This is a genomic window from Alteromonas australica (assembly GCF_000730385.1).
Taxonomy (GTDB): domain Bacteria; phylum Pseudomonadota; class Gammaproteobacteria; order Enterobacterales; family Alteromonadaceae; genus Alteromonas; species Alteromonas australica.
The window spans coordinates 4,079,446-4,103,171 of sequence record NZ_CP008849.1; the positions used below are offsets into that span (position 1 = coordinate 4,079,446).

At 45.5% G+C, this 23,726-nt stretch carries 19 protein-coding genes; 7 read left to right on the plus strand and 12 right to left on the minus strand.

The features are described from left to right. The first annotated feature begins 1 nt into the window (after nt 1). On the plus strand, nt 2-1,057 hold the full coding sequence (locus EP13_RS17770) for a hypothetical protein (RefSeq protein WP_044058446.1): 1,056 nt from the start codon (nt 2-4) through the stop codon (nt 1,055-1,057). Then, complete coding sequence (locus tag EP13_RS17775; RefSeq protein WP_044058447.1) at nt 1,035-1,412, plus strand: ASCH domain-containing protein; 378 nt, start codon at nt 1,035-1,037, stop codon at nt 1,410-1,412. The genes EP13_RS17770 and EP13_RS17775 overlap by 23 nt, the downstream gene beginning before the upstream one ends. 126 nt (nt 1,413-1,538) lie before the next feature. Here the strand turns inward: EP13_RS17775 and glmS are convergent, their stop codons facing one another. The 4 genes from glmS to glmU form a co-directional block, all read right to left on the minus strand. Continuing rightward, complete coding sequence (gene glmS, locus EP13_RS17780) at nt 1,539-3,371, minus strand: glutamine--fructose-6-phosphate transaminase (isomerizing) (protein ID WP_044058448.1); 1,833 nt, start codon at nt 3,369-3,371, stop codon at nt 1,539-1,541. 2 nt (nt 3,372-3,373) lie between these two features. Beyond that, a complete protein-coding gene (locus tag EP13_RS17785; RefSeq protein WP_044059125.1) occupies nt 3,374-4,183 on the minus strand; it encodes a DeoR/GlpR family DNA-binding transcription regulator in 810 nt (269 codons plus the stop codon). 98 nt (nt 4,184-4,281) lie between these two features. Beyond that, nucleotides 4,282-5,322, minus strand: a complete 1,041-nt coding sequence (locus EP13_RS17790; RefSeq protein ID WP_044058449.1) for a Gfo/Idh/MocA family oxidoreductase — start codon at nt 5,320-5,322, stop codon at nt 4,282-4,284. 188 nt (nt 5,323-5,510) lie between these two features. Further along, complete coding sequence (gene glmU, locus EP13_RS17795; RefSeq protein ID WP_044058450.1) at nt 5,511-6,869, minus strand: bifunctional UDP-N-acetylglucosamine diphosphorylase/glucosamine-1-phosphate N-acetyltransferase GlmU; 1,359 nt, start codon at nt 6,867-6,869, stop codon at nt 5,511-5,513. A 196-nt stretch (nt 6,870-7,065) separates the two neighbouring features. On the opposite strand from glmU, the gene EP13_RS17800 reads away from it, so the two are divergent. Next, the gene (locus tag EP13_RS17800; RefSeq protein ID WP_044058451.1) at nt 7,066-8,487 is read left to right on the plus strand and encodes a sensor domain-containing diguanylate cyclase; all 1,422 of its coding nucleotides are present in this window, start codon (nt 7,066-7,068) and stop codon (nt 8,485-8,487) included. 5 nt (nt 8,488-8,492) lie between these two features. Here EP13_RS17800 and EP13_RS17805 read toward each other — a convergent pair whose 3' ends face one another. Genes EP13_RS17805 through EP13_RS17815 form a run of 3 tightly spaced genes read right to left on the minus strand, consistent with a single transcriptional unit; the run spans nt 8,493 to nt 11,286 of the window. After that, nucleotides 8,493-9,392 carry a DMT family transporter gene (locus tag EP13_RS17805; RefSeq protein ID WP_044058452.1) on the minus strand — a complete coding sequence of 300 codons (900 nt, stop codon included), beginning with the start codon at nt 9,390-9,392 and terminating at the stop codon, nt 8,493-8,495. Further along, nucleotides 9,383-9,886, minus strand: coding sequence for a methylated-DNA--[protein]-cysteine S-methyltransferase (locus EP13_RS17810; protein WP_044449018.1), 504 nt, complete (start codon nt 9,884-9,886; stop codon nt 9,383-9,385). Before EP13_RS17810 ends, EP13_RS17805 begins: the two co-directional genes overlap by 10 nt. After that, nucleotides 9,883-11,286, minus strand: coding sequence for a DNA-3-methyladenine glycosylase 2 family protein (locus EP13_RS17815; RefSeq protein ID WP_044058453.1), 1,404 nt, complete (start codon nt 11,284-11,286; stop codon nt 9,883-9,885). The genes EP13_RS17810 and EP13_RS17815 overlap by 4 nt, the downstream gene beginning before the upstream one ends. 234 nt (nt 11,287-11,520) lie before the next feature. Here EP13_RS17815 and EP13_RS17820 point away from each other — a divergent pair, with 234 nt between their 5' ends. Further along, nucleotides 11,521-12,630, plus strand: a complete 1,110-nt coding sequence (locus EP13_RS17820) for a serine hydrolase domain-containing protein (protein WP_156026859.1) — start codon at nt 11,521-11,523, stop codon at nt 12,628-12,630. Between the two features lie 23 nt (nt 12,631-12,653). Here the strand turns inward: EP13_RS17820 and speA are convergent, their stop codons facing one another. The 5 genes from speA to EP13_RS17845 form a co-directional block, all read right to left on the minus strand. Then, nucleotides 12,654-14,564 carry a biosynthetic arginine decarboxylase gene (gene speA / locus EP13_RS17825; protein WP_044058455.1) on the minus strand — a complete coding sequence of 637 codons (1,911 nt, stop codon included), beginning with the start codon at nt 14,562-14,564 and terminating at the stop codon, nt 12,654-12,656. Nucleotides 14,565-14,675: 111 nt separating this feature from the next. Next, on the minus strand, nt 14,676-15,038 hold the full coding sequence (locus tag EP13_RS17830) for an arginine decarboxylase (RefSeq protein WP_156026777.1): 363 nt from the start codon (nt 15,036-15,038) through the stop codon (nt 14,676-14,678). A gap of 317 nt (nt 15,039-15,355) precedes the next feature. Beyond that, the gene (locus EP13_RS17835; protein ID WP_044058457.1) at nt 15,356-16,744 is read right to left on the minus strand and encodes an NAD(P)(+) transhydrogenase (Re/Si-specific) subunit beta; all 1,389 of its coding nucleotides are present in this window, start codon (nt 16,742-16,744) and stop codon (nt 15,356-15,358) included. An 11-nt stretch (nt 16,745-16,755) separates the two neighbouring features. Then, entirely contained in the window at nt 16,756-17,040 is a 285-nt protein-coding gene (locus EP13_RS17840; protein WP_044058458.1) for an NAD(P) transhydrogenase subunit alpha, read from the minus strand. A gap of 2 nt (nt 17,041-17,042) precedes the next feature. After that, nucleotides 17,043-18,200 (minus strand): NAD(P) transhydrogenase subunit alpha, encoded by a 1,158-nt coding sequence (locus tag EP13_RS17845; RefSeq protein WP_044059127.1) that lies wholly within the window; start codon nt 18,198-18,200, stop codon nt 17,043-17,045. A gap of 346 nt (nt 18,201-18,546) precedes the next feature. Between EP13_RS17845 and EP13_RS17850 the strand changes: the two genes are divergently transcribed. From EP13_RS17850 to EP13_RS17860, 3 genes are all read left to right on the plus strand, one after another. Next, the gene (locus EP13_RS17850) at nt 18,547-19,299 is read left to right on the plus strand and encodes an IclR family transcriptional regulator (protein WP_231401203.1); all 753 of its coding nucleotides are present in this window, start codon (nt 18,547-18,549) and stop codon (nt 19,297-19,299) included. After that, nucleotides 19,296-20,609 (plus strand): pectate lyase family protein, encoded by a 1,314-nt coding sequence (locus EP13_RS17855; protein ID WP_052364479.1) that lies wholly within the window; start codon nt 19,296-19,298, stop codon nt 20,607-20,609. Before EP13_RS17850 ends, EP13_RS17855 begins: the two co-directional genes overlap by 4 nt. 153 nt (nt 20,610-20,762) lie before the next feature. After that, on the plus strand, nt 20,763-23,714 hold the full coding sequence (locus tag EP13_RS17860) for a TonB-dependent receptor (RefSeq protein ID WP_044058459.1): 2,952 nt from the start codon (nt 20,763-20,765) through the stop codon (nt 23,712-23,714). Nucleotides 23,715-23,726: the final 12 nt, after the last annotated feature.

A 23,726-nucleotide genomic window follows, 5' to 3' on the forward strand; every position in this document is an offset into this window, starting at 1 on the left:
TATGGAAAGTCTTAACTATCTACCCTTCAGACAAATAAATCTACACGATTCATTTTTTGATACATTGAGAGCCGATTATGCTGAGTTTCCGACTTGGTTTTTACGTAAAGCAGAGCAAAATGAATTTGCATACGTGTTAATCGATGGTCACTCAATAGATGGATTCATGTACTTGAAGGAAGAAATAGGTCCAGTTACCGACATTTCCCCATGCTTACCACTGGGCAGACACCTTAAAATTGGTACTTTCAAGTTTAACTCGCATGGAACTCGCCGAGGAGAGCGGTTTATCAAAAAGATATTTGACCATGCGTTAGCTCAAAAGGCTGATAACATATATGTTACTGTATTCGATAAGCATCATTATTTGAAAAGCTTATTCGCTAAATACGGATTCAAAGTACATGGTACAAAAAACACTACTAATGGCACGGAATCAGTTATGGTTAGGTCTATGCGAAATCAGCTAGGCTCCACACTTGATACATATCCTTTCGTCAAACTTAGCCAAGCGAACCAATATTTATTATCCATTTACCCTCAATTTCATTCCAGGATGCTACCTGATTCGATCTTGGACAATGAAACTCACGATATCATTCAGGACGTTTCACATACTAACAGCATTCACAAGATTTACATATGTGGGATGGATTTAGTGTCTTCGTTTAAAACCGGTGACAACATAGTTCTTTATCGCACTAGTGACAATAAAGGGCCTGCTCGTTTTCGTTCAGTAGCTACATCTATTGGCGTTGTAGAAGAATACAGAAATATTCACGAATTCAGTTCATTACAAGAATTCATCGATTATTGCAGGCCGTACTCTGTGTTTATGGACAACGAACTAGTACGTATATTTAACGAAAAAAGATACTGTCATATTATCAGATTTACATATAATGCAGCCCTTTCAAGACGTATTACTCGTGGTCACCTGATAGATGAAGTAGGGCTTGATGAACGTGAATACTGGGGAGCTATGCAGTTAACAGCCCAGCAGTTTAGACACATTGCTAGTTTGGGAGGAGTCAATGAAAGTCTTATTGTCGATTAAACCAGAGTTTGTAGATAAAATTCTTGAAGGTTCTAAAAAGTTTGAATTTAGGAAAAACACCTTCAAAAGAGATGGCGTTAAAACTGTCGTGGTGTACTCAACTATGCCTGTAGGTAAAGTTGTTGGTGAATTTGATATCGAGGATGTTATATCGGAGCACCCAGATCTGCTTTGGCGTAAAACTGAAAAAGCCGCGGGCATTTCTAAGCAGTTTTTCGATGAATACTATTTAGGTAGGGAAAAAGGTACAGCTATCCAAGTCGGAAATGTTATCAAGTACGAGCGCCCACTATGTTTAAGTGAGCTAGGCGAAAACATCACTGCCCCGCAATCATATCGTTATTTACCTGCTTAGTTTGTAGCAGATGGAACTCAACGAGTTCCATCTTACTTTCCAACTTTGTTTGTCACTTTCCATCCTTGTTTATAACTTTCCAACTTAGTTTGGGTGTGACAACTATTTGTCGTTACCAGTTACAAATCACTCCACCGTAACACTTTTTGCGAGGTTTCTTGGCTGATCCACATCCGTCCCTTTAATTAACGCGACGTAGTAAGACAACAGCTGTAGCGGCAGTGTGTATACAATGGGCGCAATAGGCGCATCACAGTGTGGTACGTCGATAACGCGCATGGTCTCATCGCCCGCAAAACGGGCATCTTTGTCGGCAAATACGTACATGATGCCGCCCCGCGCCCGCACCTCTTCCACATTCGATTTTAGCTTTTCCAGTAGCTCGTTGTTCGGCGCTACCACAATCACCGGCATTTCTTCATCGATAAGGGCTAACGGGCCATGTTTAAGTTCACCAGAAGCGTAAGCTTCAGCATGAATGTAAGAAATTTCTTTAAGCTTAAGGGCGCCTTCCATAGCAATGGGGTACTGATCGCCGCGACCTAGAAACAGGCTGTGGTGTTTGTCGGCAAATTCTTCGGCTAAGTCTTCTATGCCTTGCGTGATGGTGAGCGTTTCTTCTAATTTAGCTGGCAAGCTGTGCAACGCATTAACAATGTCTTGCTTGTCTTGTGCGGCCATGCCGTTGTATTCACCTAGCGCCAGTGTCAGCATTAAAAAAGCCGTTAACTGAGTGGTGAACGCTTTGGTCGACGCAACACCAATTTCAGCACCCGCCTGTGTCATAAAGGCTAAATCTGACTCGCGAACCAGGGAAGAACCTGGCACGTTGCAAATCGCCAAACTGGCGTTGTAACCTAGCTCTTTGGCTAACCTTAACGCGGCTAACGTATCGGCGGTTTCGCCCGACTGCGAAATAGTAATCAGTAGGCTGTCAGCATGCACAACCGATTTGCGGTAGCGAAATTCTGAAGCAATTTCTACATTGCACGACACATTGGCATATTGCTCTAGCCAATACCGCGCGGTCATGCCAGCATGATAACTGGTACCACAGGCCACAATTTGCACATGCTTAACCTTAGACAATATGGCATCAGCTTCTTTACCAAAGGCATCACGGGTTAGCCCACTTTCCCCCAGTCTGTCTTTTAGTGTATTGCGTACAACTACCGGCTGTTCGTGAATTTCTTTAAGCATGTAATGGCGATACATGCCCTTATCACCAGCGTCGTGCTCTACATTCGACTCTATGACTTCTCGCTCTACAGGACACCCGTCTTTATCAAAAATCGCCACGCTTCTTCGGGTAATTTCAGCCACATCGCCTTCTTCTAAGAAGATAAAGCGGCGGGTTACAGGCAATAGTGCCATTTGGTCAGAGGCAATAAAGTTTTCACCTAACCCTAAGCCAATCACAAGGGGGCTGCCTGAACGCGCGACCACAACACGGCTGGGGTCTTCTTTGTCCATGATAACGGTACCGTATGCACCGTGGAATTCTTTCACCGCGCTTTGTACCGCACTCAATAGTGTTTCACCGGTTTTTAACGCCTCGTGCACTGTGTGGGCAATGGTTTCAGTGTCTGTATCGCTGCCAAACACGTAGCCTTTTTCTTTCAGGGCATTACGTAATTTCTCGTAATTTTCAATAATACCGTTGTGAACCACGGCTACGCGCTCATTAGAAAAATGGGGATGTGCGTTGGCTTCGGTTACGCCGCCATGGGTAGCCCACCGTGTGTGCGCAATACCCGTTGTACCTAATGCTTCGCCCTCGGCCACCGCATCGGCTAACTCTTGCACCTTACCTGTTCGGCGAATGCGAGTTAAGATGCCATCGTTTTGCAATAGGGCAACACCAGCAGAATCGTAGCCGCGATACTCAAGTCGTTTTAACCCTTCTAGCAGAATTTCAACTACATTACGTTCGGCAACAGCGCCAACAATTCCACACATAATTATTCTCCACTTGGCGCAGCAATTAATACCGTCACGCCCTGATTTTCAATTTTGAGTTTGTCTTGATTGCTAATACCGTCATCGGTGATCAACACAGAAATTTGTTCCCAACCTAATTCTAAATTCGGCATTTTATGGGTGAGTTTTTTCGAGCTGGCGAGTATAACAACCTTACTGGCAGCCGCCGCCATTGCGCGAGTGACGCCAATGAGCTCATTAAATGTTGTGGTGCCTCGATTGACATCAATGCCTGCTGCGCCAATAAATGCAATGTCAAAACTATAGGCGCTAACCAGCTGTTCAGCCATAGCGCCTTGAAAAGACTGCGATTGGCCATCCCACGTACCGCCCACCATCAACACTGTGGGCTCTTTTTCACTTTGGGTTAAAAAGTTCGCCGTAGAAAGTGTATTGGTCATAACGACTAAGTCATTTATCTGTGTCAAATAGGGCAACACAGTGGCGGTAGTAGAGCCACAATCGATAACAAGCTTGGTACCAGGCTTAACTAATTCGGCAGCCTGCTTACCTATTACGCTTGTTTTTGGGTTTTCTGTTGGCTGTGGTGGTGCGCTTTTATGAAAGCCTTTAGCCGCTGAAGTGTCGGTACTCGGGGAGGGCACGGGCACTGCTCCACCAAACTGGCGAATGAGTACACCTAGCTGCGCGAGGGCAGCTAGGTCTTTTCGAATGGTCACTTCAGAGGTATTAAATTGCGCAGCCAGCTCTTCAACCTGAGTTTGACCCTTTGCATTTACCCACGCCACTATTTTCTGGCGACGTTCCTCGACTGACTTGCTGCTCTTCAACGCACCCTCAATATTTATTTTTACTTTCAAAACGAAAGATATAAGTTTTAAACTGAAAGCATCGTAAGTTAAAATGAAACTTTGATCAAGGGCGCTGTTTAAATATACGTCAGTGTTTTACCTGTTTCACTGGCCTTTATCGCCAGTTCCATCACCCGTATAACTGGGATAACGGTGCTGGCATCAGCGGGTGAACGCTCTGCATGCTCAATAGCATGAGCAAGCCGAGTGAAAAAAGTAAGGTATTCACCTTTTTGGGTAGGAATAGTCTGTTCCACCACGTCACCGCTTTCATTGACTAGCGCTAATACGCCATCCTGTGTGGGTTCTGAGGTCGCCCAACTTGCATCGTCAAAAGGAAGGCCAGCACGTAATTGGTTTTCCTGAGGATCTAAATGGAATTTACGGAAGCTGCCTTTAGTGCCCTGTAAATCATATCGCAGGGTGGTGCCCGCCTGAAAAGCGCTACTGCCTAGCTTAATCATTTTGTCTGTGTAATGCAGTGTTATGTCGAAGGTATCATCTGATTGTCCACCTTCTCGTAAGGTAAGTATGTTTGCAGACACTGCCTCTGGCTGGCCAAACAATTGTAGTGCTTGATCGATCAAATGCGGGCCCAAATCCCAGAAGATACCACTTCCGGGACCTGCATTTTCTCGCCATCTATTCCTAGGTACAGGACGAAATCGGTCGAAACGACTGTCCAATCGTTTAATGTCGCCAAGGGTACCTTCCTTGATTAACGCTGCCAGTGTAAGAAAATCGCCATCAAAGCGTCGGTTTTGGTAAACACACAGTTGTTTACGCTGTGCGTTAGCCAGTGCAACGAGTTCGGTGGCGTCTTGGCTACTTAAGGTGAAAGGCTTTTCTACTAACACGTGACAACTATGTTCTAACGCTATTTTAGCTTGAGGTGCATGAAGATGATTAGGGGTAGTGATTACAACTAAATCCACGTCATGAATTTTAAGCGCCTCTTCTAGTGAAGCGTACACTTCTGCGTGAGGTAAAACCGCTTTAACCGCGTCTGGCTTAGAAGAGATAACCACATCAACAGAAAACTGTGGCAAATAATTCAGAAAGGGTAAATGAAAAGTGGTGGCGGAGAATCCAAAGCCAACCAATAAGGTAGAAATCATTTCAAGAGCCTATGTTAATTGGAGACCATTCTGTAAGTGAGTATACACTATCAATATACCGCATGGGTATAAAAGCAAGAAGGTTCAATAGGTTGAAGAAAAATAGATAAGAGGCCTAAAAGAAAGAAAGCGAAACCAGCACAGCTTCGCTTTGGTGTATTTGCCACTCTATTAGAAATAGCCTGACTTTATTTCTTAGTTGGCCGAGGCCAATTTGCAATATTGCGCTGCTTGCCACGGGCAACCGCAAGCGCATTTTCATCAACCTTCGAGGTTATTACCGACCCAGCTCCAACCGTGGCGTTATCGCCAATGGTGACAGGCGCCACCAGCGATGAGTTTGACCCAATAAATGCATTTTGCCCAATGGTCGTTTTAGATTTATTAACCCCATCGTAATTACAGGTAATCGTCCCCGCTCCAATATTGGCGTTAGCCCCTACGGTGGCATCACCTAAATAGGTCAGATGGTTGGCTTTGGCACCTTCGCCAAGCACGGCTTTCTTCATCTCAACGAAGTTACCCACCTTCGCTTTGGCGTGCATTACCGCACCAGGACGTAAGCGAGCATATGGCCCTACTGTGCAGTACTCACCCACAAGCGCTTCTTCAATAATTGAATTGGCTTCTATTACCGTATTATCGGCAATTTCGCAGTTGCGTAAAATACAGTGGGCACCAATTTTTACGTTGTTGCCTAAAATTACCGTCCCTTCAACTATCACGTTGATGTCTATTTCTACGTCTTCACCCGTAGTGAGCTGGCCACGTAAATCGAACCTGTTTGGGTCGGCAAACGTTACGCCATTCATCATTAATTCGTTTGCATGGCGACGTTGTAATGCCCGTTCTAAATGTGCCAGTTGCAGGCGATTGTTAACCCCTTCCACTTCTACAATATCTTGCGGGTGCGCGGCATTGATGCGCTTGCCTTCTTTCGCAGCCATGGCAATAACGTCGGTGAGGTAATACTCACCTTGGGCATTATCGTTACTTAATGCGTTTAACCAGCGTTTCAAATCTTGACCCGACATCATCATCATGCCGGTATTAATTTCTTTTATCTCGCGCTGTGCATCGGAAGCGTCTTTATGTTCAACAATGGCGGTAATATTATCATTTTCACGAATAATCCTGCCCATGCCCGTTGGGTCGTCAAGTTCAACGGTTAACAACGCCAAATCGCAACGGCTTTTTACCTCAATAAGCTTCGCTAGTGTTTCTTCACGAATAAGAGGGGCATCTCCGACTAATACCATAACGTCTTCGTCATCGCTGATGTGAGGCACCGCCTGTTTTACAGCATGCCCGGTGCCCAACTGTTCTTCCTGCAAGCACCAATTGAGGTTGTCGCCCTGTAATGCCGCTTTCAGCTGCGTTTTACCATGGCCATAAATTAAGTGAATATTGTTTGCATCCAAGGCGTCTACGGTATTGATAATACGCTGCACCATAGGTAAACCTCCTACTTTGTGCAGCACTTTTGGTAATGCAGACTTCATGCGTGTGCCTTTTCCGGCCGCTAATATCACTACTGAAAATGCCATTTCATTCCTTTCACATTGCTCGTATTGGAAACTGGATATAGTGTAACGAAGGATTCCAAAGAATTCAGCGATTCATTTTAATCCTTCGTCCATAAGTCTAACCTACGCTGAACAGCCTAGCAGTTCATTAAAGCAACAGGTATACTCACACCTTTATTTGTATTCGTTCAGTCAGGCAAGGGAGTATGCGTAGTCTGTGAACACATTTCGAACTCTTCACCGAAGTCTTCTAGTGTTATTTGCTGTTGTGGTCATCGCAATCGTGACACTTGTCCACTTTAGTGTATCTAAAATCGTAGCAGAGCAAAGTCGGGCCCAGCAACAATCACTGTCGCCGGCTATTTCTCTTATTGTCGAACAACTTTTAAAACCCCTTCATACGTCTGAGGCATTAGGCCATTCCACCGAATTAGTGCATTTGATGGACGGTGAAACCTTGGATGAAGACGCCATTTTTGCCAGTTTAACTCGGCTTGAAGAGGAATTTGGCCTGTCTTTCTTTATTGCCAGCGAAACTAGTCGCAAGCTTTATAATTCAGACGGCAGCACGCTTGATTTAATTGAAGGCGAGGTTAGCTGGTATTTTAAGTATCGCGACTACCCTGAAGATGCTGTAGCCGATATTGGTAAATGGGAAGATACCCATTTTTATATCGACATTAAAATTTACGACTTTGACGGAAAATTTCTCGGCTTTTTTGGTATTGGCAAAAGCCTTCGTAGTTTCTTAAGCGTATTTGATAGCTACAAAAAGCAATACGGTTACGATTTCCTTTTTGTCGATGGCAATGGCGATATTATGTTGTCTTCCGACCCCAAATTAATTGCCACTTACTCTGATTTTACGAACCTCTCTGAATTACCTTGGTATGCCAGTTTGCCACTCAGCGTGCGAAACGATCAAGCGCTGAATAATAAGTTGGTGACTATCGATCAGAAAGATTACTTAATCGCCGAGGTAAAGCTAAATCAATTTGGTTGGACGGTATTTCTGTTAAGCCCGTTAGAAGACAGACAAACAGAGATCTCTCAGGCGTTTATTTTCAGCGTCGTCACCTTATTAGTGGTGATATTTTCGCTATTCCTGCTTATCTACAATTTGCTTTACTATTTCCGCCGCGACATGCAGCCTGACATGGTTGTGCGCCATGCGAATAGATTGCCTGACAGAGCGGCCGTTGAGTTGATTTATCAGTCGTTGTTGAAGGAAGAAAAGTCGATAAGCGTGGTACTTGTAAGCTTAGATGACTTCTCCCATATTTCCGACGCATTCGGCCGCAATACTGCCGATGATATACTCGACAAAGTGGCGGGCTATTTGGCGGATAACCTACGAGAGCAGGATGTCTTGGGCCGTTGGAGTAGCGAAGAATTTATTGTTTTACTGCCACAAACTGGCCCTCATGAAGCGTTTGATACGGCGCAAGGTTTGCGCCATGGAATTGCAACCTTGCCACCACCGGTAGGGCAAAACTCACTGCAACTTACCGCTTCATTCGGTATTTCGTTTACGGCATCTGCACGCATAATGAACGAAGTGACTGCCCATGCGGAAGACGCCCTTTATCAGGCTAAACGCGATGGCAGTAACTTAGTTCGCATGCAACTTATTGATTAATGTCATTACGCGCCTTTAACCCGCCGGCGCAACGGCTTTTTCTGTATGGCGTTAACCACACCTGTGGTTAGCGCTACGCCAAACAAAATCATTAATCCCCCCATAATGGTTTGCAACGACAAGTGTTCGCGTAAGAAGATAATTCCCCAGATAATGCCAAATAAAGGCACAAGATAGGCAACGGTTATTGCTTTGGCTGGGCCAATATCTGCAATGAGCTTAAAGTAAAGAATGTAAGCAATACCGGTTCCAGCCACCGCCAGTGCAATGGCATTAAACCACGCATTAAGGCTTGGCATAGTGTCAGGCAAGGTCGCTAACGCAAATGGCGCAAGCATGACAGTGGCCAATGCCTGACTTCCCGTCGCAACCACAAGCGGCTTCACCCCTTGCAGCCATTTTTTCATCATGCTGGCCGCCAAGCCATAGCCCATGGTAGCCAGCAAGGCGGTAACGATAGGTAAAAAGCTAATGTCTCCCTCGCCCAACTTCTGTTGGCTTATAATGGCAACACCAACAAAACCCACCGCCAAGCCAGCAATAGCACTTTTTGTAAGTTTGTCACCTAGCCAAAGCCATGCAAACAAGGCCCCAAACATAGGTGCCGTGGCGTTTAATATGGCATTAACACCCGCTTCTAAATGCAAGCTACTGTAGTTAAACAGCACAAAAGGTACTGCTGTGTTTGCCATACCCACCAAGGCAATCGGCACCCAGTAACGATAGATTTGGCGTACCCCGCCCATAATAATTAATATCGGTAAAAGGACACAGGTTGCCAGTAGCGTACGTATCGCCACCAGCACATAAATACCGAATTCGGGGGCAGCCACTCGCATAAAGATAAATGAACCGCCCCAAATAGCCGCTAGTATCAGCAACGCTACTACATGCTTTATTGCCATAACACGCCCTGTGCTCCCTCTAAATTGAGTAAAAATTGTTTACGACTAAGTCCACCAGCATAACCGGTAAGTGTGTTATTGCTGCCGATAACACGATGGCAGGGCACGACAATGGCTATGGGGTTTTTCCCATTTGCCATGCCCACTGCACGTACGGCTTTAGGGTTTCCTATGGCATTGGCTATGTCGGCATAACTGGCTGTGTCACCGTACTTTATTTCACCTAGCGCTTGCCATACCTGATGCTGAAATGGGGTGCCCTTGGCCGCTAAAGGTAAATCAAACTGCGTCAGTGTACCTGAAAAATACCCGTTTAATTGCTTACAGGCCTCTTGCACAATAGCATTGTGTTGCGCGTTCGCGGTTGGCGCTGAAACAAAGGCAATGGCGGTGACACCACTGTCATTGGCGGTAACTTCAACAATGCCTTGCTCACTTTGAATATGCCCTGCATAAAAACTGCTGGGTTGCTGACGTTGTAGAGCCGATGTCATCGCTTACTTAACTCCCATAATTGTAGGGTGAGATAACTGCGCCAAGGCGCTGCTTTTTCCGCTGAAACCGGATATTTCGCCGCCATTTTTTTAACAATAAGATCGCCCGCTAAATACACATCAGGATCTTTCTCCCCACGCATCTTAATGTAATCTAGTGTCCATTGACCAACACCTTTTATTGCCATAATGGCATCATCCTCTGGGGTCGTACCACTTGGTTGTTGAGCAAAGAGCGACGCAAAAGATATCAGTGCTTGCTTTCGTGCATTAGGCATTCTCAAAAAAGACACATCACTGCTTGCCACCTGCTGCGGCGATGGGAATGCAAAGCCAGGGCATGTAGCGGTACCTATGGGTGAATGCAGTTGCTTGGCTAACAAGGAAGCTTGCCCTATGGCCGCTTTTACACTGACTTGTTGCCCCACTATGGCCCTACAACCACTTTCAAATACGTCCCACGTGCCCGGTAAGCGAATCCCCTCATCAATAAGAGCTAAAGGTAGCCCAGCACCATGAAGGCTGGCTTTAATCAATTGTGGGTCTGCATGTAAATCCAGTACGCCTTTTATCTTTTCAATAATACTGTGTAGCCCGTCTAACGAAGGTAAGCGCAATTCGATATCAAAGCCATTAGCATGGGCATTATGGATCGCTTTTATTCGCCCCACTTCCCCCTTCACGCGAATATATCTTTGATAGCTATTATCGCTAACCGCTTCCACGCCCTCAATGGCACGCATCTTTAAAAAGTCTCGGACTTGTGGCCAATTGTACGGGGGAAGATAGGCCAGTCTAAGTGTTACGGTGGGTGCATTGCCCTTTACCGATTTACGCAGTGCTGAGGGCGTTGTTTTACAATACTGCTGCACGGCGCGCTGCAACTGACGAGACGACCCATAGCCAGCACTTAAGGCCACATCATCTACCGTCATTTCGGTTTGCTGCAATAACTGCTTGGCAAACAAAACACGATGTAAACTTTGATATTGCTTTGCCGATAGCCCAAGCCCACTTTGCAGCAGCTTGTTGAGATAGCGTTCACTAATCCCTAATCGCTCCGCTACATGACTGACAGGTTGGGAAGGAATATGGCTTAGCAACGAGATACCCCTTTTTACGGTAGTGGTGACACCCTGCCACGCGAATGAGCTTGGCGCGCTGTCGGGCCGACAGCGCAAACAGGGCCGGTACCCATGATGCAAAGCTTGCGTGGCATGCTCAAAATACTCCACGTTTTTTTCTAGTGGTAACTTCGCTGGGCAGATTGGACGGCAAAATATGCCGGTAGACTTCACTGCCACAAAAAAGCGGCCATCGAAGCGACTGTCTCGGCTTAATCGCGCTTGTGCGTAAACACGCCATTGCTCTTCAGTATCGCTTGCGCTGTTGGCTAACATTTATTGTGCACCTAATTACAAAACGAACAGTATGAAAGAAGTGTATCGCGGTTTTCGTGATGGTGTGCGACAAAATCGGAACTGACTATTATTTGAGGCAAAGTTGATAAACTGATGATGCATACGCATAATGTAGAAAAAATAATAACGCCAGCACCCCCACGGGCGTGCCCCAACTGAGCGAAATCTATGCTGCACACTTTCCGCTACGGGTATCAACGCCTTTTCTCTTTCATGCCTGTGTTTTTCGCCTTATTGTTGATGTGGTTAGCTTTACCTGCGCATGCCGAGAAGTGGTTAGACGATTACGCTAAACACGTTAAGCAACAAGCTAACAAGTATAACGTACCAGGCTATGCCTTTGTTTATTACGAGCAAGGTAAAGTTCCACAAGTATTTGTGTATGGTTATACCCATAAGGGCGGTGAGCGTATTAATGAAAATACGGTATTTAGGCTCGCGTCTGTATCTAAAACATTTACCGCGTTACTCACCGCCAAGCTGGTTGAACAAAACAGGCTAAAGTGGGAAACCCCAATCTCCACACTATTGCCCAATATTTCATTTGAAAAAAATGGCATGCAGTCGTTGCAGCTACAGCATATTGTGGGGCAATCCAGCGGCTTTATTCCCAATGCGTACGATAACCTAATTGAAGCTGATTACTCTCTTGAGCGGGTGTTAATGTCCCTCTCGGAACTCACCCCCTTGTGCCGTCCAGGCGAATGTTACACCTATCAAAATGCCTTATTTGGCGCCTTGGAATACTATTTCAGCAATAACAACACCTCGTATTCTAGAGAATTGCAAAACCAGATTTTAACGCCGTTAGGCATGAGTGCGTCTAGTGCAGGTAAAGGCGGCTTATTAGCGTCTGCGTCTTGGGCTCACCCTCACATTGCCATTGCCCGTAATCGCTGGCGAGAAGGCAGAGTAGAAAGCAATTACTACCGTTTCTCACCCGCCGCTGGCGTTAACGCCAGTATTCGCGACATGACCATTTATCTTCAAGCGCTGCTGGGCGAATTCCCTACAGTGATTTCAAAACAGATGATTGAAGAGGTGACAACGCCACGGGTAAGAACGCAGCGAGAAATAAGGCGTAGAGGGTGGCGTGGGCACTTAAATGACGCCCATTATGGTTTAGGTTGGCGGGTTTACGATTTTGATGGCAAGCGCATTAACTATCATGGTGGTTGGGTAAAAGGGTATCGCGCAGATGTTGCCTTTGCACCAGATTACAGCGTAGGGTATGTGATGCTAATGAATGCGGAATCTAACATGATTAACACCACTACCGCCGAGTTTTGGAAACGCTATTTTCAGCAAGCCGAACAACAATAGTTCAGCTTGCTGTGTTACTTAGATTAAGGCTTAAGATACGTGTAACCGCTTAAACAATTTTCATAAAAATCAGTCCAGCGTACGCCTTCTCTTGGATTTATGTTTCCACTAGACACGTGTCTGTCAATCAATCGTTTAACGTCTGACGCCATTGCCCGAGGATTGTATTGCATAATATTCAACACATCTTCCACAGACGAACCTTTCACCACTTCTTCAATGTAGAAGTCTTCTGGATCATCATCGTAACTAAAGATATGCACTTCGTTTAGGCGCCCAAACAAATTATGCATGTCTCCCATCACATCTTGGTATGCCCCGGTTAAGAATAGCCCCACATAATAAGGCTCATCTTTACGCAATGGGTGCATAGGCAACACATCGGTAATTTCACGGCCAATGGTGAATTGATCAATTTTACCGTCACTGTCACAGGTAATATCCACCAGTGAACAGTTCACCGACGGCTTCTCGTTCATTCGAGTAAGAGGAACAACTGGCAAAAGTTGGTCTATTGCCCACGTATCCGCCGCCGATTGAAACACCGAGAAGTTACACAGATATTGTGATGACAAGCCATAATCTAGCTCTTGCAGCTCTTCAGGTACGTATTCCTCTTTGCGGTACCATAGCTGTAAACGCCCCATAATGTCCCAATAAAGCGTTTCTATTTTTGCCAATTCTTCTAGGGTAATCACCCGGAGTTTAAAGGCATCCAGCGCCTGCTCTTTATACTGAGACGCATCGTTATACACTTCATGCATGTTAGTTTGACTGTCGAAGGTTTCCGACAACTCACGCATGTTTTTCAAAAAGAAGTGTTCACCTTCTTTTTCGCTTGTATCTATTTGCGCCGAATTCGACTTAATTTCACCGACAATTTCTGTAATAACACAGCTGTGGTGCGCGGTAATCGCCCGCCCACTTTCACTTACCAAATTGGGATGAGGCACGCCTTCTAAGTCGCACATTTCCTTCATACCGTATACCACATCAGCGACATATTCTTGCATACTGTAGTTACGGGAAGATTCATTGGTGGAATTACTGCCGTCGTAATCGATGCCCAAGCCACCGCCAACATCAACATAATCAAGAGGGAAACCCATTTTATGAAGGTCAGCATATATGCGAGCCCCTTCCGTCATGGCTTCTTTAACTGCACGAATGTCTGTTAGCTGGCTACCAATATGGAAGTGCAACAGTTTTAAACAATGGGCCATACCCTGTTCTTCAAGGTAGCGAGCCGTTTTAATGATTTCAGTAATGGTTAAACCAAACTTCGCTCTTTCGCCGCCAGAACTTTCCCATTTACCTCGGCCTTTAACCGTCATTTTTGCGCGAACGCCAATGATAGGATCAATCTTTAGCTCTTTTGAAATTTTAACCAACAGCAGAAGTTCGCTGTATTTTTCAACCACCACAACCACTTTACGCCCTAGCTTTCTACCTAGTAACGCTAAACGCATAAACTCATCGTCTTTGTAGCCATTTAAGATGGTTAATGAGTCTTCGTTGGTATTCATGGCAAGTACAGTAAGAAGTTCGGCTTTTGAACCGGCTTCCAAACCATAGTTAAACGGCTTCCCGGCTTCTACGATTTCTTCCACCACTTCGCGCATTTGGTTAACTTTTACCGGATAAACACCTTGATATACGCCGTTATAATCGGCCTCTTTAATGATGTTTCTAAACGCATTGTTCAAACTCGACACTTGCGAACGCAATATATCGTGAAACCTAACGACCACTGGAAATTGCACGCCTTCTTGACGAATTTCTTCAATCACGGCTTTAAAATCGATGCGGATACTCGGGTCATCGGGCACGGGGGTAACATGAACGTTGCCATTTTCACCAACTTGAAAATAGCCGCCACCCCACTGAGACACGCCATAAACGCGTTCTGCTTCTTCAATGCTCCAATCAGACAATGTTGTTCACCTTGTAAAATGCCCCGAGTTCATGCTCGGAATTAATGCGAAATAGGCGCGTATTATAGACAACACAACCTGCTGTGCTACGTAAAATATCTATGGTCGCGACTAATTTTGTTTATCGACTTGGTTTTGTTGTAACCACTGCGACATGTGCGATACCAGCGGCTCATTTTCTAACACCTTTATATGCGCTAGAAAATCACTGGAACTGTAGGTACGGGTAAGCTTGACATGTTGCTCATTAAAAAATTTATCAGCAATATGATCAACCTTCATCCCCTGTTCTTCTAGCCATACTTCACAGCGCTGGTTACGCCTGTCTAGATGGATAGGGGCTTTAATTCTCTCGGTAATTTCAGAAAAAGGCACAACCCACCCGCGCATATCCACAGCGATATTAAAGGACTTACCTTTTTTAGCATTGAGTTCGTTGGCTAATGCTGAAAGATATTGGATATTGGTCGCCATGTCCCAAACACCACGTAAGGTAATGCAAATCCAATTATCCAGGTTTTCAATTTTGTAAGGCGGTTGATACATCTACGTCAGGTCGCTCTATAGAAGATGGCGAGAAAGCAACGCATTATACTAAAGTTGTAGATGATGTGTGTACATAAAGTGCCCGCAATTTTTGGTCACTTTATCGTCCATGAGGCTTGGTTTACTATAAAAAAACGCCTGAGAGGAGTTTTATTTATCCTTATCAGGCGCTTAGATTTTCATGCCCACCAAGTTTGATGGTTTAAGGGTTTAGCGCTGCATAACTACCCAGTAAAAGGGATACGTTAATCGTCGCCAAACTCTCGAACAATGCTATTAATGGTGTCTTTCGCATCACCCAATACCATGCGGGTGTTATCTTTAAAGAAAAGTGGGTTGTCTACGCCGGCAAAACCTGCGTTTGCTGAACGCTTTAAAACAAATACGGTTTTAGCACGATACGCTTCAATAACCGGCATACCGTAAATAGGGCTGCCTTTCATTTCTTTTGCCGCAGGGTTAACCACGTCATTCGCACCAATAACAATGGCCACGTCATAGTTTTCCATACGCGGGTTCACATCATCCATTTCGTATAATTGGTCATAGGGCACATCGGCCTCAGCCAATAACACGTTCATATGGCCCGGCATACGCCCAGCAACCGCGTGAATGGCATATTCAACGGTACAGCCATTCTCTTCTAGCAAAGATTGCATTTCGCGCACCGCATGCTGAGCTTGTGCTACTGCCATTCCGTAACCAGGGATAACCAATACTGACTGTGCGGCTTCAAGTACATAAAACGCATCCTGCGCAGACAGTACTTTAATCTCACCTTCAATTTTTTCACCTGCTTCAACGGGTTTAGCAAAGCCAGAAAGAAGCACATTCATTAATGAGCGATTCATGGCCTTACACATAATGTTGGTAAGAATAAGTCCTGACGCACCCACCAGCAAACCAGTAACAATCAAAATGGTATTGCCTGTGGCTAAACCTGCTGCCGAGGCTGCAATGCCTGAATAGCTATTTAGTAATGCGATAACCACGGGCATGTCTGCACCGCCGATAGACACAGTGGCCCATAAACCGAAACTAAGCGCTAGGGCAATGGCACAGTATAACCACACGGTGTTTTGAGGGTCGGTAGTAAACAAATACCCCACCACTATCATGGCAATAATATGTGCAATACTTAACTCTCTTAAGCCAGTGAAAATAACCGCTTTAGACGTCATCTTACCCGAGAGTTTGCCCCATGCGATGACAGAGCCAGAGAAGGTCACGCCACCTACTAAAACAGTGAGAAACAGTGTCACAAAGGTAAATACACCTGTATTTAGCATGGCCAGGTCGCTCATGCTTGAGAGCGCAGCCCAACCTAGTAAAAGCGAAGCCATGCCGCCAAATCCGTTGAACAACGACACCATTTCAGGCATGGCTGTCATCTCTACGGTTTTTGCCTTCCAAGCGCCAAACGCGCCACCGATGACGACGCCGACTACGATCCATTGATAGCTAATAATGTGTTGATCGAGCAGTGTGACAACAACGGCAATAAGCATGCCCACGGCAGAGACAAAGTTGCCCCGTTTGGCCGTATCTGGGTGGCTAAGTAATTTTAGCCCTAGAATAAATAGCGCCGCTGCAACAACGTACGCAAGATTAATTATGGTTGCTATATCGTTCACTTGCGCACTCCCTATTTTTTATCTTTCTTTTTGAACATGCTTAACATGCGGTCGGTAACAAGGTACCCGCCCACCACGTTGATGCTCGCTAAGGCTACTGCGGCAGTGCCCAATACCGTGGTTAACCAAGAATGGTCACCACCCGCTGCTGCTAAAGCGCCCACAAGGGTAATCCCTGAAATTGCATTTGAGCCTGACATTAGCGGCGTGTGCAAAGTCGCGGGGACTTTTCGAATAAGCTCGAAACCTAAGAAGGCAGCAAGTAGCACAATGAAAAGTAGGTAAATGATTTCCATAATTAGGCTCCTTTATATGCGTTTAATAGCATCTCGTTGGTAATTTTACCTTCGTGTGCAATCACGCACCCAGCGAGAATGTCGTCCTCTAAATTCAACGCAAACGTTTTGCTCTCTTCATCAAGGAATTCATCGACAAGGTTGTAAATGTTGTTGGCATACATATCAGTGGCGGCTTTCGCCACAAATTGGCTCCAATTGCCGTTACCAATCACCTTCACACCATTGATTTCAACCGTTTCACCCGCTACAGACCCTTCAACATTGCCGCCTGACGTTGCCGCCATATCCACCACCACACTGCCGGGTTTCATTAAGGCTAAGGTGTCTTTTGATATCAACACGGGAGGCTTGCGGCCAAATAACTGGGCGGTTGTAATCACAATGTCCGAGTTGGCAATCGCATCACGCTGCGCCTCTTGCTGCTTGGCTTTTTGCTCCTCGGTAAGTTCTTTGGCGTAGCCGTCTTTAGTTTGGCCGGTCTCACCGATGTCTATTTTTAAGAACTTACCCCCTAGCGACTCTACCTGTTCAGCCACAACAGCACGGGTATCGTAAGCCAATACATTGGCTCCCAAACGCTTAGCCGTTGCAATCGCCTGCAAGCCCGCTACGCCGGCTCCAATAATAAAAACTTTCGCAGGTTTGATGGTGCCCGACGGCGTCATCATCATGGGTAGGATTGAAGGAAGTTGATTGGCCGCTTGCATCACCATGACATAGCCAGCCAAACTGGCTTGCGAACTTAATGCATCCATCTTTTGTGCCCGTGACGAGCGCGGGATCATTTCTACAGAGATGGCCGTTAACGCCTTTTCTGCAATAGACTCAATTAGCGGTTGTTGAAAGAAGGGGTCAAGATGGCCAACCACAATGGCCCCTTTTTTCATCACCGACAATTGGGCTTCACTTGGCTTGTTCACACTTACAAGCATGTCCGCAGATGATAAAGCATCATTCACGTCATTAATAATGGTTGCACCAGCATCTTCATATTCGTTATCAAGGTAATGAGATAATTCGCCACTTCCCGCTTCAATGTTCACCTCGACGCCCTTTTTACACAGGCGCTGCACACTCGCAGGCGTTACTGCACACCGTCGTTCCACATTTATTTGTGGTGTCGATGTTTTTGATTCATTTAAAACAATGATTTTCACACGCATCTCCTCCCATTCAGGCTCTATGAGAATGACACTGATCGATTGAGATCAAGCCATTTAATTCACTTATTATGAGCATTCTTTTGGTCAATTGAATGCCAGATATACACGTTTACCACGTTCTTTTACGTCGGCCTTCCTGTTATAGAAGGCGAAAAAGTCGGCATTACGGTGGGCAATCTACGTCAAATATAAATCATCAACTAGTATTATTTCGATACGATACATAACTAATATTTATATAGAGGTGGCATGATGTTAACTTAACTCACCCATAAATGCCACCGGTGGCATTTATCTTTATTTATGTTAACATAAGGTATATTTGGTTCGAATACATAGTATGGCGAAGATGGATAGGTACCTGATCCCAAGCGTTTTTCAGGCAATACAATTGTGTGATTTGCTAGCGCAAAATGCAGAAGGGTTAGCGGCGGCCGAAATTGAAAGCGCCTTGTCGCTACCACGTACCTCAGTGTTCAGGTTATTGAGAACGCTGGTCAGTGAGCGGCTTGTAGATAAACGCGGAAAGCGCTATTACTATGGGAATAGAATATATGAAATCAGTGCTTCTAATGCCCAAAGCCAACAGATTCAACAAGCCTTAATTCCCGCTCTAGCGCCGCTAATTGCAAAAACCAATAAAAGTGCCATTTTAAGTATTCCAGGGGGCTCCGCGGTATTTGTAATAGACGTGCTAGATGGCAGCCCCAACCGGGTCTCATCCATTAGGCCAGGCGCCAAACTCCCGCTGTTTGATTCGGCGCCAGGGCATATTATGTTGGCCTACCAGAATCAATTTAGTCTGCCTTTCTACACCAGTAAATTAGGTCACTTTGATAAAGCATTAGCTGAAAAAATTAGCCTGTCCACCTGCACGCGAGGCTATGCCGCTGTTTATGATAACGCGCTTGGCACCACCTGTGTATCGGTACCTGTTTTTATCAATCATGGCGAATTAACCGCCATGCTCGCGATTGAAATCCCCGGAAAAGAGGGGTCGACAAAGGCACTGCAATTTTGGAGCGAGAGCTTAAAAGAAGTCGCAACTTTAGCGTTCAACCATCAACTAACCAGCAACTCGGGCCTAACGTGAAAAACATTATCTATCTATTTTTGCTGTTGAATGTAATGGCATGCTCAAGCAGTTTCAGCACCACTGAAACGCCCCTCGCCTTTCCCGGCGCGTTGGGCTTTGGCAAATACACTCAAGGAGGAAATGAAGGGCAAATTGTCGTGGTAAATACACTCGCCGATAACGCTAAAGACCCGATAAAGGGTAGCCTTCGGTGGGCTGTAGAACAGCCTTTCCCGCGCTTAGTGGTTTTCAATGTCTCTGGGGTTATTGTGTTGGAAGATGAGTTAAAAATATCTCACCCTAATATCACTCTTGCCGGTCATACTTCTCCAAATGGCATTGTCGTAACAGGGGCCAGCACCACCGTAAAAACCCATCAAGTCATTATTCGGCACATGCGATTCCGGCCGGGTCATTTGATGAAAGAAGGTGATGCTCTCACGGTGCGAAACTCCAGCGATGTCATTATCGATCACTGTTCGTTAAGTTGGTCCAATGACGAGGTAGGGTCTTTTTATAATAATCAGCGATTTACACTTCAACACTCAATATTATCGGAAAGTTTAAACAATGCAGGGCACCATAAAGGGAGCCACGGGTATGGCGGAATATGGGGAGGCGCGAACGCTAGCTTTACCAGAAACCTGTTGGTGAGTCATACCAGCAGAAACCCTAGAATTAACGGTTGGCGCTTAAACGCTCCCTATGAGCAGGCACGTGAATTCGTTGAAATCACCAATAATGTGATTGCGAACTGGGGAAGCAACAGCATCTATGGCGGGGAGAACGGGAAGGCTAATATTATCAACAACTTATTTATTCCTGGCCCCGCCTCTCGCAACCTCTGGTTTTATCAATTATGGTACGAAAAAGCCCCGCTCACCCGAGTATTCCTTCAGGGTAATCACATGAAAGGCCACCCTAAGCTTCGCGAAAATAACCAATTGGGTGTGGTGGTAAAAAATGAAAGAAAACACTCTAAAGGGTGGCACAAAGCGCTAAACATCCATATTGCAAAAAAGAAAATTCCACACTTAGAAACTGAAACCGCCTTGTTGCCGCTGCCAACGAATGAGGTTTGGTCAACATTAATTGAAAACAAAGACGTGGGCGCTAACCTTAGCCGCAGCGGACTGAGAGCGGACATGGTCGATGAACGGATATTCACCTCTATAGAAACCCAGCACTACGGCAATAGTAACGGGATTATTGACAGTGAAACCCAGGTTATTAACTGGGAAGATTATAAAAAATCCCTCGATAGCCAGAAGGCTATTAGTTCAACTTCTCTCTCGCCGGAGGCATGGAGAGCCTTAGCCCTACGCTAGTCCAAAACTTCAATAAATATTCACATATAAACTTTAGGTTAAAAACTCGTTAAAATAGTGTGCATTATGTAAAGACTGAGCCATAATGCCACCGGTGGCACAGCTGCGGTGTGGATAGTCTGTGCTAATAATAAAACTAAAGGAGTGCTCAGCATGCACATGTTTAAATGGACAGCATTAGCGCTGTCTGTATCGGCAGCATTTGCAACGATGGCGCAAACAGCCAACCCTATACCTAATACAACCCCACAAGAAAACACCACTCAACCGCAAGAAGGAGACGAACAAGACATAGAAATTGTAGAAGTTAAAGGTGTAAAACAAGCCGACTTAAAAGCCCGTGATTTAGAGCGCATGAAAGACGGTTTCAGTTCTGTTATTTCAACAGATGACTTGGGTAATTTTGTCGATCAAAACGTGGCTGAATCGTTACGTCGTTTACCTGGGGTAACACTTCAACGGTCTGAAGGCGAAGGAAAGTTCGTCACTGTGAGGGGTTTAGGCCCAAGTTTTGTCTCTGTAAACATGAACGGTGCGCAAATGTCTGGCGCAGGTGAGGAGCGTAAAGTTGGCTTAGATGCGCTACCAGCAGATTTATTGGGCACCATTGAAGTACTGAAAACACTGACGCCAGATCAAAACCTTAACTCCATTGGCGGCACCGTCAATGTAAAAGCCATTTCGGCTTTTGACCGTGGTAAAAATACGCTAAAAATTAGAGCTCAAGATGCGTATTCGCAAAAGCGAGGAGCTCACTCGCCCAAATTCAGTTTAGATGGCACGCAATTCTTTCTCGACGATACCTTCGGTATTGGATTTGCCATATCTCATGAAGAGCGAAAAACCCTTATTGATGAAACCCGTCATCACAGCACAAATGAAATGAAGTTTTATAAAGCAGACTTAGGTAAAACGGATGACGAAATTGCTGCCGGCGACGAAATTTTAGCACCAGCCCAATTGGAGTATAGAAGGGAAGTAGCGGGACGAACCCGCCAAGCTGCCGCGCTCAATTTAGAATACAAGCCCAATGCGGATAGCTACTATTACGCTAAGGGCACCTACACACAATTTGAAGACGACGATCTCGCGCAGCGTGAATTCTACGATTTTCAGGATGCAGGTTCGGTAGGCAACAGTGAAATTGTCTATGTGAACAGTCAAACCAAGGAATTCATATTAAGCGATATCGATGTATTCCATCAGCACTTTATCCAAGAAAGTGAAAACAAGACGACTACCTTTAGCCTAGGTGGCGAAAATCGCATTGCGGAGCGCTTTGTGCTTGACTATGAGTTTGCGCAATCTCGCTCAGAAGAAGACTCTAGTGGCGATCGCCGTGTACAATTTAGAGAACGAGATTTAATCGTCTATGGTCAAGGAAGCCGGGATACAATAAGTGCAAAAATAATGTCGGCCGAGGATGCCGCCGAGATTGCGGGCCTCACTTACGACCCAAGCAACAGTATTTTTGGCACGTCCGGAAGTGGTAACGGATTTGAACTGTCAAATTATCAGTTTGATAACTTATTCTTAGAAGACGGTAAAAGAACCGATGAAATAAAAACGGTTAACTTAAACCTTCGTACAGATATTTTTAATGACTACCTTAACTACATCAAGGTTGGCGCTGAAGTAACCGAACGAGATCATGTTCGCGACAAAGACCGCTGGAGCTTCGACCCCAACCCAAATGATTGTAATGATGATGCCGCCTGCATTGCCGCCGTAAACTCAACCTTGGCTGATTATGACAGCAGCATTCCTTCTGACAGCAACTTTCAGCTACCGTTTGAAAGCCGAGCCACCGTGGATCAGATTGTCGACGCCACACGACAAACCGTGGTGCCAGCGACGAATGGTGAAGTGTCGATAGAAAGCACAAAAGGTGATTATGCCATTGTAGAGGATACTAAGGCCGTATACGCCATGGCAGAATTTCCCATTGGCTTAGATGCTACCCTCATCACTGGTGTGCGATGGACAGAAACTGAGTTCTCATCCACTGGGTTTATGTCACTGGAAAATGACGACTTTGAATTTAATGGCGCTGGCGCCGGTGCGTTGGATATTGCGATTCCTTTGCCAGAGGCAGCGATTAAATACAGCGAATTCTTTCCAAGTGCACATATTAAGTGGGAGCCTTCTGAGGACATTCTAGTACGCGGTGCAATTTGGACCAGCTTCACTCGCCCCTCCTTCAAACAAGCCCGTGCCTATGCCATTTTTGATAGCGACATTGAACTTTGCCCACCGGGTACAGATGATTGTGACGACAGCCAAGGTGGCGCATCGTTACAACAACTCAGTCAGTACGTATTAGGTTCAGACAATGCGTTAGATGTTGGTAACCCCAACTTGCTTGCGATGACATCGGTAAACTACGATGCCTCGGTAGGTTGGTATCCTAGCGAAAACCTCTTTTTAGAGGCTGCGGTCTTTTATAAAGATATTGAGAATTTCATTGTTGATGTAAATGGTATCGGGATGTCTATCGCTGATTTACCCCTTACCCTACCGGTGAACCAAGTCACAGAGTTTGTTATTCCACAAGATCTCTATCTAAACGAAATCAATGTGACGGTTAATGGTGAAAGCGCCAAGGTATATGGCGTTGAGCTTAGCTATAACCAATATTTCGACAATGGCTTCTTTCTGCAGAGCAACGCAACACTTCTCAATAGTGAGGCCGTGCTTGATGAGTCAATTCGACAGGGCAAAGTGGCGCTGCCCGATCAGGCTGACACCACGTTTAATCTGGTGTTCGGCTGGGAGAGCCAGACCTTCTCAGCACGTCTTATCGGCAACATCCGCTCTGATGTTTTGGAACAAATTGGCTCTTGCCCAGTCACCGCTGACATAAACGACCCTAAAGGTTGCAAAGTGTGGGGTGATCAGTACCAAGCCGATGTGAAAAGCCTCGACTTTAAACTTCAGTACGACGTCACCGACAAGGTTCAGGTGTATTTTGACGCCATCAATTTAACTGAAGAAGCAGACTTACGTTACTTCCAAGGTAATGCCTTAAGCGGCGGCAATATTCTTTATCAAAAAGAAGAATATGGCAGAAGTTACCAGTTAGGTGTGAACGTTAAATTCTATTAATTAGTTCGTTCT